Here is an 18,136-nt window from a genome sequence, read left to right on the forward strand (position 1 = left end):
CGCCCTTGCGCCGTGCCCACCATCTATCCAACTCGTTGTCGAAGAGGTGGGCACGCTGCGCTTTGCCCACCCTACGGATTGAGGCTCGACTCAATCCTTCCGGAACACGATCGACGCCATCCATCCGGTCATCAGCGCCATGAAGGCGGTGATCGCCCCGTAGACGAAGCCGTGCTGCTGCGCCGTGGTGGCGACGAATTGCTCGAAGCCGACCTTGACGATTTCGAACGCAGTATCGGTCTTGGCCACCAGCGCGCCCTCGGCGAACAGCTTGATCTCGACGTTATAGAGACCGATCGGCACTTCCGCGGGCAGCGGAATGCCGGTGCGAAACAACGTCGGCGTCAGGAAGGTCACCGCCGAGGTCTCCTCGCGATAGAGGCCGTGCTGCCGGCGCAGCCGCACGAAGGCGCTGCGGAACGGGTCGTCCGGCACCACGTCAGCGTAATCGCCGCCGACGCGCTGGGTCAGCAGGACGTTGTTCAGCCCGAGCTGTTGCCGCCGCTGCACCTCGGGGGAAGCGATGGCGTCGAACGGCCGGTTGGAGAACAGCGCCAGGTAGCTCGGCACTTTCAGGAACTGCCGGGAGTCGGTGTTGATCCAGATCCCGAACCGGCGTTCCTTGCGGCGGGTCACCATGTCGGCGCGCGGGCCGGCAATCGTCACCACCAGATCGTAGGTGCGATTGGCCGGCGTATTGGCGTCCTTTTCCACCGAGCCGAACAGCACGAGTTCCTCGCCGGAGTAATTCGGCGTCACGGTGACGCGGTGGTTCGACACCGACACGATCAGCCGTTCGGCCTGCGCGGGCGAGGCCGCGAGCGTGGCGCCCAGCGCAAGCCATCCGAGCATGAGGACGAGGCGCGCGGTCATCCCGTCACCCCGGTTTCGCGGATGGTGAAGAGATCCTCGGGCCGGATCACCAGTTCGACGGCAAACCGGACGCCGACCGCGAGCACCAACAGGCCGAGCAGCAGCCGCAGATGTTCGCCGCGGATCTTCTGGCCTGCGCGCGCGCCGAACTGCGCGCCGGTGACGCCGCCGACCATCAGGATCAGCGCCAGAACGGCATCGACCAGATGATTGGTGATGGCGTGCAGCATGGTGGCGAACACCATCGTGACCAGGGTCAGCACCATCGAGGTCCCGATCACGGTCGAGGTCGGCACCCGCAGCACGTAGATCAAGAGCGGCACCAGGATGAAACCGCCGCCGATACCCATCACGGCGCCGATGAAGCCGATGATCAGGCCGATCACCACGACGGGAATGACGGACAGATAGATTTTCGAGCGCTTGAAGCGCATCTTCAGCGGCAAGCCATGGATCCAGACATGGCTGCCCGGGCGGCGCGTGGTGACCGGACCGCCGCGACGGGCCCGCAACAACGCGCGAAGGCCCTCCCAGAACATCAGGCCGCCGACCGTGGTCAGCAGGATCACGTAGGACATCGCTATCATGAGATCGAGCTGACCCAGCGAGCGCAGCAGCGTGAAGGTCCAGACGCCGAGCGCCGTGCCCATGGTGCCGCCTGTCAACAGCACCGCCGCCAGCAGCGGATCGATGGCGCGCCGCCGCCAATAGGACAGCGCGCCGGAAAACGAGGAGGCGGCGATGTGGCTGGCGACCGAGGCGACCGCGACCGCGGGCGCAATGCCGACGAAGATCAACAGCGGCGTCATCAGGAAGCCGCCGCCGATCCCGAACATGCCGGACACGAACCCAACCGCCGCGCCCATCGCCAGGATGAGGAAAACATTGACCGGAATGTCGGCGATCGGGAGGTAGAGCTGCACGCGCGTCTGCTTTTGTAGCTTTGCCGCAAGAGACGGCCGGGAGGCCGCTCAGGGCATGGTTTCTGTTGTATTTGCCGGCAGTGGAATCCGGTTCGCGCATGCATCTTTGCGTGCGCAGGGCCGGTTCCCGCGTCTTTGCATAACTGAATTCAGGGGGATGAGGGACTAAAAATGCCCGGGAAGGCAAATTTTTGCCTGACATGCCCGCGCATTCGTCAGGACGTTGAAAGGCTGTGCCAATCCGGGGGCGCGGGCCGGTTCGTGGGGCTGGCTCAGGGCTTTCCGAGAGGGTCGGTGACGAGGTTCATCGCCAGTGCCTGTTTGGGGCTGAGCCAGCGAATGTCCCGGGTCTCGGACATCGCTTCCACGATGGAGGACGAGACCCCCATTTTGGTCATGTAGCCCAGCATCGCGCCGGCAATCCGCTGTGCCTCCGCGACGGGGTCGTTGACGGGCCGGGTTGTGACAAACTGATGAACGCCCAATGCCGAGCCCAGGACGCCGAAGCGGGTCTTGCCCCCGGCATAGACCAGCACGCAGGCGCTGGCGCAATAAGCCGGCTTGACGCGGCCCGAGGCGCCCGCGCTGCCGACCGCGGTCGCGAGCCCGCGCTGCCGGATGATCTCGCCCATCATCGTGGCCGCGTTCAGATCGCCGCCGGGGGAGGCCAGCAGGACGATGTCGCCCGCCGCGAGATTGGCCTGGTCCAGCCTGCCGCGCAGCCAGTTCGCGGCGGCAGGGCCGATCGTCCCGCTGACGAACAGCGCCCGCCGACCCTGGCTCGAACCATCGAGATGGAGCGTGTCGATCACCTGGGAGGTCAGGCTGGGCGAGACGTACTGGTCCTTCCAGTAGTCCCAGGCCTCCGGACGTGACAGGTCCTGGTAGGCGCGAATGAGGACGCCGGAAACCAGCAGGATGAAGATGGCGAACGACCAGAATTGCGGTTTGCGCCGGGGCGGTTGCACCGGCGGTGGCGGGGCCCGACCGGCCGGTAGGCGCGGCGGCGCGACCGCGGGACCGGTCGGCGACCTGCGGAAGCGATTTTCCCCACCTTGGCTATCTTCGGTCGACAATCGGTCCTCGTTGCAAGCCGAGCCTCTCGGGATCGGATTATAGCGTTTTCGAGCGAAGGGGACATCGCAGGGCCCGGACACAAAATCGCGAAAACAACCCCATGCAAAGTAGAATGGGCGCCGGCTCGCAGCACTCACGCGCCACTTGCGTCCGGGGCACCAGATGGTCCGTCGTCACGCCCCAGCCTATCTAGCCCGAAGCATTAAAGGAATTTATGGCCGAGGATATGGCGGCGATGCGGCCTGTCTAAATGGACAGCGGCATCGCGGCCGTTTTATTGAACGGCAGCGGTGCGCTTGGTCGCAGCCGGCTTGGCGCCGGGCTTGCCCGTCGCCGGTGCGGGTGCTGAATCCCAGCCGCCGGCGGGTGCCGCCACGTTGACGACGTCGTCGGGCTGCGGTTCCGGCGTAAAGGTCTGGATCGCGAGCCTGGCTGCCGCGAGCGACTGGACGTCGAGGCGCTTGGCAATATCGTCGCGCTTGCGACCCGCATCCGCGTCGCCCTGGCCTGCCGCGAGGCTGAACCATTTGAAGGATTCGGCGAGGTTCTGTTCGACGCCGATGCCGCGGGCATAGAGGATCCCGAGGTTGAACTGGCTGTCGGCGACGCCGCGGTCGGCGGCCTTGCGGAACCAGGTCGACGCGCTCTTGTAATTGGCGCCCTTGCCGCCGCCATCGGCGTCGAGCACGGCCAGATTATGCATCGCCTTGGCGCTGCCGCGCTCGGCGGCCTGCGCATAATAACGCCGCGCGATATCGACGTCCCTTTTTACGCTCAGGCCCTTCTCGTAGAAGGTCCCGAGCCGGAAGATGGCGGGCACCACGCCGGCCTGCGCCGCGCGGTCGTACCATTTCGCGGCCTGGTCGAGATCCGCCGCAACGCCCTTGCCTTCGGCAAAGCGCACGCCGACTTCGTAAGCCGCGGCCGGGTCGCCCTTCAGCGCGGCGGCGCGCAATACCGGGCCGCCGATGCCGTCAGGCAGCCGCTCGGTCGGCGGCACGGCGATCATGGCAAGCTTGCCGCCGGTGGGGGGCATCGTCGTGATCGCGCCGGTGATGTCGGTGGCTGCAGCCGGCGGCGGCGCGGCCTGCGGCGGGATCACGATCCGCGCGCTATCCAGCGTGTTCGGTGCGGAGGAATTGTTCGACTGCTTCTCGACCGGTGTCGGCGAGATCATCAAGGGCGCCGGCGCCGCGGGCCGGGTGCTGCTCTCCGCCGGCGCGGGAGACTGCGCCGGTGGTGCGGCCGGTTCGCCGGACTGCTGCTCCATCATCGGCAGCTGCAGGACGCTGCCGGTGTCGAGCAGCGTCATCGCCATCTTGAACGTGCCGAGCACGATCACGACCACGCTCGCGCCGACCAGCAGCGAGCGGATCTTGGAGGTAACGGTCGAGACGTCCTTGTCGTCCGCCTTGGCCTTGTCGCCGCCCTTGTCCTTGGCCTTGGCCTTCGCTGCCGAACGTCCCGCCTTTTCGGGGCGGCGGCGCGGCGGCTGCGGCCTGCGCGGCGCGGCGTGCGGCGGCAATGAAGCTCGACGAACTGACCGGCTCCTTCGGCCCGGAAGCGATTTCGCTGATGGCGTTTTCGGAAGCCGCGATCCGTTCCGACGGCGAGGACATGCGCGCGGGCGGCCGCGTGCCCGGCTCGAGCGGATGATCCGGCGGCAATTCCGGCGCGATCGCGGTACGCGGCGCGGCGGCATGCGGCTCCAGGATTTCGCTGATCGCCCGCGGCGGCAATGGCGGGGCAGTCGGCGCGGCCGGCTGTGCGGCGTGGAATTCGCGCGGCGCGGCGGCAAAATGTTCTTGCGGGTTGGCTTGCAGCGCGGCGGGGTTCGGCAACTCCGGCTTCGATTGCTGCGGATAGGTCTGCAGCGGCGTCATCACGCGGGGTGCTTCCTCGCGCATTTCAATCGGCGGCGGGGAAGATAGGGGCGCGGGCGGTGTGGTGCGAACCGTGCGCAGATCGCCTTCGATCGTCGACAGGCGATCGACCACGTGGCCGAGCGTGCTGTGAACGGTCTCGAGCGAGTCCTGGGTGCGGCGATCGGTTTCCGACTGGCTGAAGCGGATGTCGGACAGCTCGCGTTTGACCAGATCGACGATGCCGGAATCCACCGGCTGGGCCGTGTCGGCGGAATTGCGGTTGGAGTCGGCGAGCGCGACCAGGCTGGCGTGCTGGCGTTCGAGCGAACGCAGAATATCGTGCAGCCCTTCCTCGACCCGTCCGAGGTCGACGGCGGGCGCGGCGGCGGAACGATCGCCGGAGGCTTCCAGGCGCTCCAGCAGATAGGACACGCGCTGCTCGAGATGGGCGAACGCCGACGCATTGTCGTTGCCGGCCGGGATGCGGTCGAGCCGCTCCGACAGCGTGCGCAGCGCGTTTTCGAGATATTCCGAATTGTCGCTCGCGGCCGGCGGCTGCCTTGTTTCCAGCGTCGAGGTCAGCGCGGCCAGGCGCTGCTCAATCATGCCGATGGCATCGCTGTTGCCGTCAAAGCGGGAAAGCTGATCGACCTTGGCCGACAGCGTGTGCACGTCGTCGGCGAGCCGCGCCAGCGCATCGTTGGAGGCGACGTTGGAAACGATACCGCGCAGTGCGGCGATCGCGCCTTCGAGCTGCTGCACCGTCGAGGGATCGTCGTTCGAACGCAGGATCAGGTCGAGCTTGGCGCCGAGATTACGGATCGCCTCGTCGTAGCCGGTGAGCTGCTCGGCCGGCGTCATCGAGCGCAGCACCTCGCGGATTTCGCCGAGCGCGCGTTCGATGCCGGCCAGCATCTGGCCGTCGCTGCCGTTCTGTCGGTTGTCGTCGATGCGGCGGGACAGCGAGCGGATTTCGTTCTCGAGCGATTCGATCTCCCGGCGCGGCACCGCCTCGGTGATGGCCTGACGGATCTCGGCGAGTTCGCTGCGGAAGGCGGCAATCGACTCCTCGACATGATCGGGACGCTGCAGCGCCTCGATCTGGCTGGTGATCTTGAGCAGGTGCCGTTCGAGCGAGGAAAAGTCCGGACCGGCCGGCGCCGCCTGCATCATGGGTTGCGCAGAATTGGGCTGCGCAAAATTGGGCTGGGCGGGAGAGGCCGTCGGCGCGGCATGGCGCGGCGGCATCTGGCGCGGTGGCGGACTATCGAGTTCGTTCTGGCGCGCGGCGATTTCGGCGATCGCAAAATCCAGCGAGGCCGGACTAAGCGGCGGCGCGGGGCGATAGACCTGTGCTGCGGCCCGCTCGACCATGTCGGTCTGACGCTGCTTTTCCTGCATCTGGGCCTGCCGGGTCGGCGCGGGGTTGGAAATCTGCGACAGCCGCGCGTCGAGGCGCGAAATGGCGTCGTTGAGCTGGCGGGCCACCGTCGGCGGCTCGCCACGGGCTGCTTCGCCACGCGGCATCTCGCCACGCGGCGCGGGCCGCGAAATCTGCTCGATCTGCTTGGTGATCGAATCCAGCCGCTGGTGAATGTCGGCAACGTCGCGGCTTTCCCGGCTTGGCATCGCCGGCCGCTGACTGGGAGGCGCGCTGAAGCTGGGCGGGGCCGGTTCGCCGACGGTGGAATTGAGCCAGTCGCTCAGCGACATGCCGGCGCGCCGCGCGGCCGCTTCCGCCCTTTCGCGGACGGATGGATCGATGCCGTCAACACTCCACGATACGCGCGAATTCATGCTCTCGTCCGGTTCCGCTCCGGCGCTCCACCTGCGCCCTCAGTCCTCCCGCGCGTCCCACTGAAGAGACAATAGAAATTCTCACGCAGGTCGACTGCCCTCGGAACTGACTTTTGTTCGTCACGGTAAATAACGGGTTAAGGAAAGCGACGGACGGCCTCAAAAGTTACCGGGGCGCCAAATCGACCGGCTCCTAAGCGTTTTCCAGCGAAAGCCGGCCCCGGACTTGATCCGGAGTGGAGACCGGTTCGCGGTCCACGAAAACGCGTCATCCAATCGGAACGGAAAAGGCTAGCGATTATTTTCGCGATTTTCGCGCTGGCTGTCTTCGAGAGCCACGACGTTGGTCCGCTCCGCGCCGGAAGTGAGGGCCGACAGCGCCTCGATCGCCTCTTCGCACCACTCCGCCACGGCGCGCTCGTGGGCGAGGCCGACGCGAAGGCCGAGCAGTTTGCCGACATCGGCCGGCGGCGCCGTGCCGTCCGGAAAACGTTTGTTGAGCAGGCGCTCGTAGCGGGCGCAACGGTCGCGATGATGTTCCAGCCGCGCCATCAGGTCGGTGCGCAACGGTTCGATGTCGACGCTGTCGAGCGCGTAGAGCCGCACCAGGAGGTCGTCCTTGATCGAGGCCGGAACGCTCGGCCGCGCGGCCCAATGCCGGAGCGCGGCGCGTCCCTCCGGCGTAAGCGTATAGACCAGCTTGTTTGGCTTGCCGGATTGCACCACCTCGCGGCCCTGGATATGGCCGCGGTCGCGAAGCTTGGTGAGCTCCCGATAAATTTGCTGGTGGTCGGCCTTCCAGAAGAATCCAATGGAGTTGTCGAACGTCTTGGCGAGTTCATAGCCCGTCATCGGACGTTCGGTCAGGCAGGCAAGGATCGCGTCACCAAGCGCCACGACGCCGGCCTCCAGATTCAACAGTGATTGACATTATGCATAAAGTTGCATATGCGTCAACGCGCATAAGCTCCGGAGAAGCCCATTCCCCGGCGTCAGCCCGTCATCGCCCGCGACAGGAGACATGATGACCATGAGCGGCCTCGACAAGTGGTACGGCTACATGAAGTCCCATGACACGGCGGCGTTGTGGGACCTGCTGCATCCGGATGCGGTGTTCGAAAGCCCCGTCGTCCACACGCCGCAGCGCGGGCGCGACATCACCTTCAAATATCTGGCGGGCGCCGAGAAGGTGCTGGGCGGCCCCGGTTTCAAATACACCGGCGAATGGCGCAGCACGAATGGCGCGGTCCTCGAATTCGAAAACGAGATCGAGGGCATCAAGATCAACGGCGTCGACATCATCACCTTCAGCGATGACGGTAAGATCACGCATTTCAAGGTGATGGTGCGTCCGCTGAAGGGAATCAATCTGCTGCACCGCTTGATGGGGGAGCAACTCGCCAAGCAGTGATGCGAGAGGTGAGGGAGCAAAGACCGCGACGATGTCCGGTGCCGTTTATGTCGCTATGGTTGCCCGGATATTTCGCTACCTGCTCACTCCCTAGGACTGCCGGAACCGGATAAGGTCTCGTTCCGGAACGCCACCACGAATTTCATTTCAAACGCCTTCGTCACCTTCGCCTCTGCCGGAGAACATCATGCCGATCTACAAAGCCCCCGTGGAAGACGTCACCTTCCTGCTCAACGACGTGTTCCAGATCGATCGCTACGACAATCTGCCCGGGTTCACCGATGCCTCCGCCGATGTGCGCGAGGCGATCATCGGCGAAGCTGCAAAGCTCTCCGAAGAGGTGCTGCAGCCGCTCAACCGTGTCGGCGATCTCGAAGGCTGCAAGCGGCATGACGACGGGTCGGTGACGACGCCGAAGGGTTTTAAGGAAGCCTTCAAGCAGGTCGCCGAGGGCGGCTGGCTCGGATTGTCGGCGCCGGCGGAGTATGGCGGGCAGGGGCTGCCGGTGACGCTGAGCCAGGTCGTCACCGAATTCCAGTGCGCGGCCAACATGGCGTTTTCGATGTATGGCGGCCTCACCATGGGCGCCACCGCGGCGCTGATGGTGCACGGCAAGCCCGAGCAGAAGAAGATGTTCGTGCCGAAGATGGTGGCGGGCCAGTGGACCGGCACCATGAACCTCACCGAGCCGCAATGCGGCACGGATCTCGGCCTTCTTCGCACCAAGGCGGTCAAGCAGGCCGACGGCAGCTACAAGATTTCAGGCACCAAGATCTTCATCTCCGCCGGCGAGCACGATATCGCCGAGAACATCATCCATCTGGTGCTGGCGCGCATCGAAGGCGCACCATCAGGCATCAAGGGCGTCTCGCTGTTCGTGGTGCCGAAGGTGCTGGTCAATGCCGACGGCTCGCTGGGGGCGCGCAACGGCGTTTCCTGCGGCTCGATCGAGCACAAGATGGGCATCCACGGCAATTCCACCTGCGTGATGAATTACGACAGCGCCACCGGCTGGCTGATCGGCGAAGAGAACAAGGGCATGCAGGGCATGTTCGTGATGATGAACGAGGCCCGCCTCGGCGTCGCAGTTCAGGGCCTCGCGCAGTCCGAAGTCGCCTATCAGAACGCCGTCCAGTATGCGCGCGAGCGCCTGCAGGGCCGCTCGCTGACGGGCGCCAAGGAGCCGGACAAGCCGGCCGATCCGATCATCGTGCATCCGGACGTGCGTCGCGTGCTGCTCACCATCCGCGCCTTCAACGAGGCGGCGCGCGCCATGGTGGTGTGGACCGCGCTGAAGAGCGACGTCGCCCACAGATCCGCCGACCCGAAGGACCGTCAGGAGGCCGACGACCATATGGGCCTGATGACCCCTGTCATGAAGGGCGTGATGACCGACGTCGGATTCTCCAACGCGGTGCTGGCGCAGCAGATGTATGGTGGCCACGGCTATATCGCCGAACACGGCATGGAGCAGTTCGTCCGCGACGCCCGCATCGCCATGCTCTATGAGGGCGCCAACGGCATTCAGGCGCTCGATCTGGTCGGCCGTAAATTGCCGCGCGACGGTGGCCGTGCCGTGATGGCGTTCTTTGCCGAAGTCGGCGCTTTCGCCAAGGAGCACGGCGCCGATGAGGCGATGAAGCCGTTCGTCACCCCGCTCTCGGCCGCCCTCGGCCATCTGCAGCAGGCCACCGGCTGGCTGATGCAGAACGCGCTGGCCAAACCCGACAATGCGGGAGCAGCCGCCACCGACTACATGCAATTGTTCGGCCTCGTCACCTTCGCCTACATGTGGGCGCGGATCGCCAAAGTGGCGCAGGACAAGATTGCAGGCTCCGGTGCAACGCCCTATCTCTCGACCAAGCTGGTGACCGGCCGCTTCTTCATGGAGCGGATGCTGCCGGAAACCCACGTTCATCTTGCGCGTATCCAGACCGGATGTGCGACCACCATGGAATTGCCGGCGGAAGCATTCTGAGATTTTCCGCCGTTTCCCTGTCCTTTCGCTTATAATATTATGATCCTCATACCAGGAGGGCGTCATGCCTGAGGCATATATCTACGATCACGTTCGCACCCCGCGCGGCCGCGGCAAGGCCGATGGCGCGCTCCACGAGGTCACTGCGCTGGCGCTCGCCACCGTGCCGCTTCAGGCGCTGAAGGAACGCAACAATCTGGCTGAGGATGTCGTCGATGACGTCGTTCTCGGCGTCGTCGATCCGGTCGGCGAGGCCGGCAGCGACATCGCGCGTTTCGCGGCGCTGAAGGCGGGTCTCGGCGAGACCGTCCCGGGCGTGCAGATCAGCCGCTTCTGCGCCTCCGGCCTCGACGCCGTGAACTTCGCCGCCGCCCAGATCATGGCCGGCCAGCATGAGCTCGTGATCGGTGGCGGTGCGGAATCGATGAGCCGCGTCGGCATCGGCGCGTCCGGCGGCGCCTGGCCGATGGATCCCTCGATGGCGGTGCCGGCCTATTTCATGCCGCAGGGCGTCTCGGCCGATCTGATCGCCACCAAGTACGGTTTCTCGCGTGACGACGTCGATGCCTATGCCGTGCAGAGCCAGCAGCGCGCCGGCAAGGCGTGGGACGAGGGACGCTTCAACAAGTCGGTGGTACCGGTAAAGGACATCAACGGCCTGACCATCCTGGCCAAGGATGAGCACATGCGCCCGACCACGACCATGCAGTCGCTGGCGCAACTGCAGCCGTCCTTCACCATGATGGCGCAGATGGGCGGTTTTGATGGGGTCGCGATCCAGTCGCACCCGGAAATCGAACGGGTCAATTACGTTCACCACGCCGGCAATTCCTCAGGGATCGTCGACGGTGCGGGGGCGGTGCTGCTCGGCAGCAAGGAAGCGGGCGTCAAGCACGGTATGAAGCCGCGTGCAAAAATCCGCGCCTTTGCCAATATCGGCTCGGAGCCCGCGATGATGCTGACCGGTCCGGTCGACGTCACCGAAAAGCTGTTCGAGCGCTCCGGCATGAAGAAGTCGGACATCGACCTGTTCGAACTGAACGAGGCCTTTGCCTCGGTGGTGCTGCGCTACATCCAGGCCTTCGACATCGATCCTTCGAAGATCAACGTCAATGGCGGCGCGATCGCGCTCGGCCATCCGCTCGGCGCGACGGGAGCGATGATCCTCGGCACCGTGCTCGACGAGCTGGAGCGCACCAACAAGTCCACCGCGCTGGTAACGCTGTGCATCGGCGGCGGCATGGGGACGGCGACGATCATCGAAAGAGTCTGAGAACGTAGGGTGGGCAAAGGCGCATCTGCGCCGTGCCCACCATCACGAACTCCGCTGGGAATGGTGGGCACGCTGCGCTTTGCCCACCCTACGGGATCACAATTTAACCGCCCGCGCCTGACATCGGCTGCCGGCATCGAGGGAGCAACCAACATGGCCTTCAAGAATTTCAAGCTAGAGACCGACGCCGACGGCATTGCGCTCGCCACCTGGGACATTCCCGGACGTTCGATGAACGTGCTGGATGAGACCTCGACCACCGAGCTCGAAGAGATATTGAAGCAGACCACGGCCGACGCCGCGGTCAAGGGCGTCGTCATCACCTCCAGCAAGGAAGCGTTCTGCGCCGGCGCCGACCTTTCCATGCTCGAAGGCATGAACGTCGCCTATGCCAAGATGCTGAAGGAGAAGGGCGAGGAAGCCGCCAACCAGATGCTGTTCGAGCAGAGCCGCCGCTTCTCGCTGGTGCTGCGCGGCATTGAAACCTGCGGCAAGCCGTGGGCGGCCGCGATCAACGGGCTGGCGCTCGGCGGCGGTTTCGAGGTGACGCTGTCCTGCCACTACCGCGTTGCGGCTGAAAATCCCAAAACCCGCCTCGGCCTGCCCGAAGTGAAGGTCGGCCTGTTCCCGGGTGCCGGCGGCACCCAGCGCGTGCCGCGTCTGGTGCCGCCGCAGGACGCGATGACGATCCTGCTCAAGGGCGATCCGGTCACGGTCGACAAGGCCAAGGCGCTCAACCTGATTCACGCCATCGTGCCGGCGGCCGATCTGGTCAAGGCGGCCAAGGACTGGATCAAGGGCGGCGGCAAGGCGGTCGCGCCCTGGGACGAGAAGGGTTTCAAGCTGCCGGGCGGCCCGGTGTTCTCCAAGGCCGGCATGATGATGTTCCCGGCCGGCAACGCGATCTACCGCCGCGAGACCTACGACAATTACCCGGCGGCGCGCGCCATCATGAGCTGCGTCTATGAGGGCCTGCAGTTGCCGATCGACGCCGCGCTGCGCGTCGAATCGCGCTACTTCACGAAAGTCCTGCGCTCCAAGGAAGCCGCGGCGATGATCCGCAGCCTGTTCCTCTCGATGCAGGAGTTGAACAAGGGTGCGCGGCGTCCGCAAAACGTACCGCCGACCAAGATCAAGAAGGTTGCCGTGATCGGCGCCGGCTTCATGGGCGCCAGCGTCGGTTACGTCTCGGCGCGTGCCGGCCTCGACGTCGTCCTGATCGACCGCGACCAGGAAAGCGCCGACAAGGGCAAGGCCCACGCCAAGAGCGTGATCGACGGCCTCATCGCCAAGGGCCGCGCCAAGCCGGCCGAGGCCGACGCCATCCTGTCGCGGATCGCGCCGACCGCCGACTATGCTGCGTTGAAGGATTGCGACCTCGTCATCGAGGCCGTGTTCGAAGACCGCAAGGTCAAGGCGGATACTTTTGCGAAAGCGCAGGAATACCTCAAGCCCGATGCGATCTTCGCATCGAACACCTCGACGCTCCCGATCACTTCGCTTGCCGAAAGTTTCAAGGAGCAGGGCAAGTTCGTCGGCATCCATTTCTTCTCCCCGGTCGAGAAGATGATGCTGGTCGAAATCATCCTCGGCAAGAACACCGGTGACGTGGCGCTTGCCGCTGCGCTCGACTATGTGCGGGTGATCGGCAAGACGCCGATCGTCGTCAATGACTCCCGCGGCTTCTACGCCAATCGTTGCGTCGGCCGTTACATCGCCGAAGGCAACGAGATGTTTTTGGAAGGCGTGCCGCCGGCGATGATCGAGAACTGCGCCAAGATGGCCGGCATGCCGGTCGGTCCGCTATCGCTGTCGGATGAAGTCGCCCTCGACCTCGGCCTCAAGGTCATCAAGGCGACCGAAGCCGATCTCGGTCCCAATTCCATCAACCCGGATCAGAAGAAGCTGATGGTGGAGCTGGTCGAAAAGCAGGGCCGTCTCGGCCGCAAGAACAGCAAGGGCTTTTACGACTATCCCGAGAAGGGCAAGGGCCAGAAGAGCCTGTGGCCGGGCCTGTCGGCGCTGCAGCCCAAGCAGCTCGATCCGGATACGCTCGACATCGAGGAGCTGAAGCAGCGCTTCCTCGTGGTGCAGGCGGTGGAAGCCGCGCGCACGGTGGAGGATCACGTCATCACCGATCCGCGCGAGGCCGATGTCGGCTCGATCCTCGGTTTTGGCTTTGCGCCGTTCACCGGCGGCACGCTGTCCTATATCGACTTCATGGGCACGCGGAAGTTCGTCGAGCTCTGCCACAAGCTAGAGGCCAAATACGGCTCGCGCTTCACCCCGCCAAAGCTGCTGGAAGACATGGCAGCGAGAAACGAGACCTTCTACGGCCGCTTCCCGCCGAAGAAGGCGGCGGCGGCGTAACTGTAGTCATTGCGAGGAGCGCAGCGACGAAGCAATCCACACTTGCTTCGTTGCACTATGGATTGCTTCGCTTCGCTCGCAATGACGAACCATCAAAAAAGGCCGGATCACCGATCCGGCCTTTATTTTGTGAGAACCGTTTTCACTGCGCTTCCGGTCAAAAGATCGAGCCAGAGAGCACCACCATGGACAGGAAGGCCAAGTGTTTCAAAAATCTGCTGGACCATCAAAGTCCTGACAGATCAATATTAGGCAGAGCCACCATCCGCAATTCCGCCTACTGCCCCCCGCCGCGATTTGATGTAGCTGGTCCCAGAGATCAGCGGCAGTGGAGCCTGGACCTGACCGGTCCCGGACACATGCAAGGGTGATGGTCGCAATGCGAAGCGTTATCGTTCTCGGCGCCGGAATGGTCGGGGTCGCAACCGCGCTGCAGTTACAGCGCCGCGGCTGGTCGGTCATGCTGCTCGATCGCAAGCCGCCCGGCCGCGAGACCAGCTACGGCAATGCGGGCTTCATCCAGGGTGAAGCGGTGCGGCCCTATCCGATGCCGCGCGATCTTGCGACGCTGGCGGCGATCGCAACAGGGCGCGCCAACGATGTCCATTACAGCGTAAAATGGCTGCCGCGGCATCTTGGTCCTTTGCTGCGGTACTGGTGGCATTCCGCTCCGGATCGGCACCAGCGCATATCGCAGGCCTACGCGCGGATCATCGCACGGGCGACCAGCGAGCATGACGTGCTGATCCGGGAAGCCGGCGCGGACAATCTGGTGCAGCGAAGCGGCTATCATTCCCTGCGCCGCACCCAGGCTGCGCTGGATGAAGTGGCGCTGGTCGCCGAGACGCTGGCGGCTGAATTCGGTGTGCGATCGGAAATTCTCAGCCCGGCACAGCTTGCCGCGGCCGAACCTGGGCTTAACGAGACCGGGGCGGGGGCTATTCACTGGCGCGACCCATGGACGGTCTCGGACCCGGGCGGGCTTGTCTCCGCCTATGCCGATCTGTTCACACGCGCAGGCGGCACCTTCGTCAACGGGGATGCGACCACGTTGGCGCCGAGTGCTGCCGGCTGGACGGTTCAGTCGGATGATGGCCCGATCGACGTCGAGGCGGCCGTGGTGGCGCTGGGTCCGTGGTCTCCCGATCTGTTGCAAAAGTTTGACTATCGTTTTCCGATGCTGCGCAAGCGTGGCTACCATCGGCATTTCAGCGGCGGCGGCAGACTCAATCTGCCGCTGCACGACCCCGAATTCGCATATGCCATGGCGCCGATGGCGAAGGGATTGCGGATTACGTCGGGCGCCGAATTGATGGGACCGGAAAGGTCGTCGCAGTCGCGCCAACTCGAACGGGCGGAACAGGCGGCGCGGCGGCTTGTCGATCTCGGCACCGCGGTGGAGGCCGACCCCTGGAGCGGGGTCCGCCCCTGCATGCCCGACATGCTGCCGGTCGTGGGGGCTGCGCCGAAGCACAAAGGCCTGTGGATGCATTTCGGGCATGGTCACCATGGCCACACCCTAGGCCCCACCACAGGCCGCCTGCTCGCCGAGATGATGAGCGGCGAGGCGACATTTACCGACGCATCGGCGTTCAGTCCGGCAAGGTACTGATCGTCTTGTTGTGGTTGCTGCGTAGAAAAAGTTGTCGTCCCGGCGAAGGCCGGGACCCATACGCCGCGGCCTATCGGTGAGAGCGCCAGCGTTAGAGGCCTTCTACAACAATCAACGTCACGGAGTATGGGTCCCGGCCTTCGCCGGGACGACGCGGGGTAAAACAAAAAGGGCCGGATCATCGATCCGGCCCTTTCCGTATTCGCTCGTTGCAGGAAATCACGCCGCCTTCAGCAGGCCTTCCTTGGTCAGCGCTTCCTGCACCTTTGGGCGCGCGCCGACGCGGGCCTTGTAGGCCATCAGGTTGGAGAGATGATCGAGATCCCATTTCATCCGTTCGGCCCATGACAGCATCGTGAACATGTAGCCGTCGGCGACCGAAAACTGCTTGCCCATCAGGTAGTCTTTGCCGGCCAACTCGCCGTCGACGTACTTGAACTTGCCCATCACCCGGTCCTTGAAGAAGGCCTTGGCGTCATCTGACAGCGCCGGGGCGAACTGCGGACCGAGGTTCTTGTGCAGCTCGCTGTTGATATAGGTGAGCCAGGCCTGCAGCTTGTAGCGATCGGCATGGTCGCGGCTGGGGGCCAGATTCTTGTCCGCGGCCTTGTCGGCAATCATCTGGACGATGACCGGGCCTTCGGTGACCAGTTCACCGGAATCCAGCGCCAGCGCGGGCACCTGGCCCTTCGGATTGACCGCCAGATAGTCGTCGCCGTTTTCCAGCTTCTTGGCGCGCAGATCGACCTTGACCAGGTCGTAGGGGAGGCCGGCCTCCAGTAGCGCGATATGGGGGGAAAGGGAGCAGGCGCCTGGCGAATAATACAATTTCATTGGATTTTCCTTTCGTTTCCGTCCCTTGGAAATCTTGGCTTTGGGCGATGGAACGACTAAATGCATCTGCATGAAATAGTCAAGATTGATGCAGCTGCATTTAGTGCGGTACACTGATCTGTGACAGATACGGATTGGATGATGAAACGCAAACCATCGACCGAGGCGACCGCCGCCTGGATCCGCCTGATGCGGGTGCAGAGCCGGGTGCTCGATGCCGTCGAGCAGGATTTGAAGAAAGCCGGCTTTCCGCCGCTGGCTTGGTATGACGCGCTGCTGGAACTTTCGCGCGCGCCGTCCGGCGAGATGCGCCCGGTGGAACTGGAAAAGCAGATGCTGATCCCGCAATATTCCACCTCGCGGCTGATCGACCGTCTGGTGGACGAGGGGCTGGCGGCGCGGCGCGAGTGCAAGATCGACAAGCGCGGCCAGTTCGTGGAGATCACCGAGGCCGGGCGCGAACTGCAGAAGAAAATGTGGAGCGCCTATTCGGCGGCGATCGAAAAGCACGTCGGCTCCAAACTGTCGGATGCCGACGCCATGAAGCTTTGCGGTCTGCTCGACCGGCTGGGCTGTTCCTGCTCCGAGGTCAAGGCGGCCGCTGCCCGCGACGGCGTGCCGGCGCGATGACGGCCCTGATATGTTTCGTTGATGCGGACGACGCCGTCCACATTCCCTTGGCCACACGGCGCGTTCGGTCGAATCGCCAGATATCCGGATTTTTCCATGGCGCGTGACCAGATCGATATGACGCCGCTGCAATCGCGTGACGAACTCGTCGCGTGGTTCGAGGCCGGCAGCAAGCCGCCGTCCGAGTTCCGCATCGGTACCGAGCACGAGAAGACCCCGTTCACGCTGGAGGGCCATCAGCCCGTGCCCTACGAAGGCGCGCGGGGCATCGGCGCGCTGCTCGAAGGCATGCAGCTCCTGCTCGGCTGGGAGCCGATCATGGAGCGCGGCAACATCATCGGGCTTTATGACGTCACCGGGGGCGGCGCGATTTCGCTGGAGCCGGGCGGCCAGTTTGAGCTGTCCGGCGCGCCGGTCGAAAACGTGCACCAGACCCAGGCCGAGCTGATGGCGCACCTGGCGCAGGTCCGCGAGATCGCGGCGCCCTTGGGGATTGGCTTTCTCGGGCTCGGCATGACGCCGTCCTGGTCGCGGTCACAGATCCCGGTGATGCCCAAGGGCCGCTACAACATCATGACCAACTACATGCCGAAGGTCGGGAAATACGGCATCGACATGATGTACCGGACCTGCACGGTACAGACCAATCTCGACTTCTCCTCGGAAGCCGACATGGTCAAGAAGCTGCGCGTGTCGATCGCGCTGCAGCCGGTGGCGACCGCCTTGTTTGCCAATTCGCCCTTCACCGAAGGCAAGCCCAATGGCTTCCTGTCGTTCCGTTCCGAGATCTGGCGCGACACGGATAACGCGCGCTCCGGCATGTTGCCGTGGGTATTCGAGGACGGCATGGGTTTCGAGCGCTGGGTCGACTACGCGCTCGACGTTCCCATGTATTTCGTCAAGCGCGGCGAGACCTATATCGATGTCGCCGGTTCCTCGTTCCGCGCCTTCTTCGAGGGCCGCAACAACTCGCTGCCTGGCGAGCGTCCGACGTTGTCGGACTGGGCCAACCATCTGTCGACGATTTTCCCGGAAGTGCGCCTGAAGCGTTATCTGGAAATGCGCGGCGCCGATGGCGTGCCGTGGGGCCGGCTGCCGGCGCTGCCGGCGTTCTGGGTTGGCCTGCTGTATGACGACGAAAGCCTGAACGCGGCCTGGGATCTGGTCAGCCACTGGACCGCGGCCGAGCGTCAGGCATTGCGCGACGACGTCCCGCGCTTCGGCTTCAAGGCCAGGATCAGGGATCGCTATCTGTTCGAGATCGCCCGGGAGTGCCTGACTCTGTCGCATGCAGGCCTCCGGCGGCGTGGCCGCATCGATCAACTCGGCCGCGACGAGAGCCGCCACCTCGAACCGCTGGAGCGCATCCTCGAATCGGGCCGCACGCCGGCGGAGGAGATGCTGGACAAATTCAACGGCGAGTGGGGCGGTTCCGTGGAGCCCGTCTATCGGGAATACGCGTTTTAATTTAACGGGTTGCTTAACCTTTGGGC

12 protein-coding genes and 1 pseudogene are annotated in these 18,136 nt (G+C 64.5%); 7 read left to right on the forward strand and 6 right to left on the reverse strand.

Annotated elements, in window-relative coordinates:
• Positions 1 to 90: 90 nt before the first annotated feature.
• From ACVWVY_RS09355 to ACVWVY_RS09375, 5 genes and pseudogenes are all read right to left on the reverse strand, one after another.
• Positions 91 to 873: a TIGR02186 family protein gene (locus ACVWVY_RS09355; RefSeq protein WP_456626106.1), complete on the reverse strand. Its 783-nt coding sequence runs from the start codon at positions 871 to 873 to the stop codon at positions 91 to 93.
• Positions 870 to 1,796 (reverse strand): sulfite exporter TauE/SafE family protein, encoded by a 927-nt coding sequence (locus ACVWVY_RS09360; RefSeq protein WP_456626107.1) that lies wholly within the window; start codon positions 1,794 to 1,796, stop codon positions 870 to 872. The genes ACVWVY_RS09355 and ACVWVY_RS09360 overlap by 4 nt, the downstream gene beginning before the upstream one ends.
• A gap of 272 nt (positions 1,797 to 2,068) precedes the next feature.
• Entirely contained in the window at positions 2,069 to 2,872 is an 804-nt protein-coding gene (locus ACVWVY_RS09365; protein WP_456626108.1) for a hypothetical protein, read from the reverse strand.
• A 275-nt stretch (positions 2,873 to 3,147) separates the two neighbouring features.
• A pseudogene (locus tag ACVWVY_RS09370) lies at positions 3,148 to 6,535 on the reverse strand (hypothetical protein).
• A 291-nt stretch (positions 6,536 to 6,826) separates the two neighbouring features.
• Complete coding sequence (locus ACVWVY_RS09375; protein ID WP_456626109.1) at positions 6,827 to 7,432, reverse strand: PadR family transcriptional regulator; 606 nt, start codon at positions 7,430 to 7,432, stop codon at positions 6,827 to 6,829.
• A 127-nt stretch (positions 7,433 to 7,559) separates the two neighbouring features.
• On the opposite strand from ACVWVY_RS09375, the gene ACVWVY_RS09380 reads away from it, so the two are divergent.
• The 5 genes from ACVWVY_RS09380 (at position 7,560) to ACVWVY_RS09400 (ending at position 15,179) form a co-directional block, all read left to right on the forward strand.
• Positions 7,560 to 7,946 carry a nuclear transport factor 2 family protein gene (locus tag ACVWVY_RS09380; RefSeq protein WP_456626110.1) on the forward strand — a complete coding sequence of 129 codons (387 nt, stop codon included), beginning with the start codon at positions 7,560 to 7,562 and terminating at the stop codon, positions 7,944 to 7,946.
• Positions 7,947 to 8,133: 187 nt separating this feature from the next.
• Positions 8,134 to 9,924, forward strand: a complete 1,791-nt coding sequence (locus ACVWVY_RS09385; protein WP_456626111.1) for an acyl-CoA dehydrogenase C-terminal domain-containing protein — start codon at positions 8,134 to 8,136, stop codon at positions 9,922 to 9,924.
• Between the two features lie 64 nt (positions 9,925 to 9,988).
• Complete coding sequence (locus tag ACVWVY_RS09390) at positions 9,989 to 11,197, forward strand: acetyl-CoA C-acetyltransferase (RefSeq protein WP_456626112.1); 1,209 nt, start codon at positions 9,989 to 9,991, stop codon at positions 11,195 to 11,197.
• 153 nt (positions 11,198 to 11,350) lie between these two features.
• Positions 11,351 to 13,567: an FAD-dependent oxidoreductase gene (locus ACVWVY_RS09395; protein WP_456626113.1), complete on the forward strand. Its 2,217-nt coding sequence runs from the start codon at positions 11,351 to 11,353 to the stop codon at positions 13,565 to 13,567.
• Positions 13,568 to 13,946: 379 nt separating this feature from the next.
• Complete coding sequence (locus ACVWVY_RS09400) at positions 13,947 to 15,179, forward strand: NAD(P)/FAD-dependent oxidoreductase (protein ID WP_456626114.1); 1,233 nt, start codon at positions 13,947 to 13,949, stop codon at positions 15,177 to 15,179.
• A 219-nt stretch (positions 15,180 to 15,398) separates the two neighbouring features.
• Here ACVWVY_RS09400 and gstA read toward each other — a convergent pair whose 3' ends face one another.
• Complete coding sequence (gene gstA, locus ACVWVY_RS09405; RefSeq protein ID WP_456626115.1) at positions 15,399 to 16,013, reverse strand: glutathione transferase GstA; 615 nt, start codon at positions 16,011 to 16,013, stop codon at positions 15,399 to 15,401.
• Between the two features lie 141 nt (positions 16,014 to 16,154).
• Between gstA and ACVWVY_RS09410 the strand changes: the two genes are divergently transcribed.
• Both ACVWVY_RS09410 and ACVWVY_RS09415 read left to right on the forward strand, forming a co-directional pair.
• On the forward strand, positions 16,155 to 16,643 hold the full coding sequence (locus tag ACVWVY_RS09410; RefSeq protein ID WP_456626116.1) for a MarR family winged helix-turn-helix transcriptional regulator: 489 nt from the start codon (positions 16,155 to 16,157) through the stop codon (positions 16,641 to 16,643).
• 96 nt (positions 16,644 to 16,739) lie between these two features.
• Positions 16,740 to 18,110 (forward strand): glutamate--cysteine ligase, encoded by a 1,371-nt coding sequence (locus ACVWVY_RS09415; RefSeq protein ID WP_456626117.1) that lies wholly within the window; start codon positions 16,740 to 16,742, stop codon positions 18,108 to 18,110.
• Positions 18,111 to 18,136: the final 26 nt, after the last annotated feature.

The sequence above is a fragment of the Bradyrhizobium sp. URHC0002 genome, from assembly GCF_054059515.1.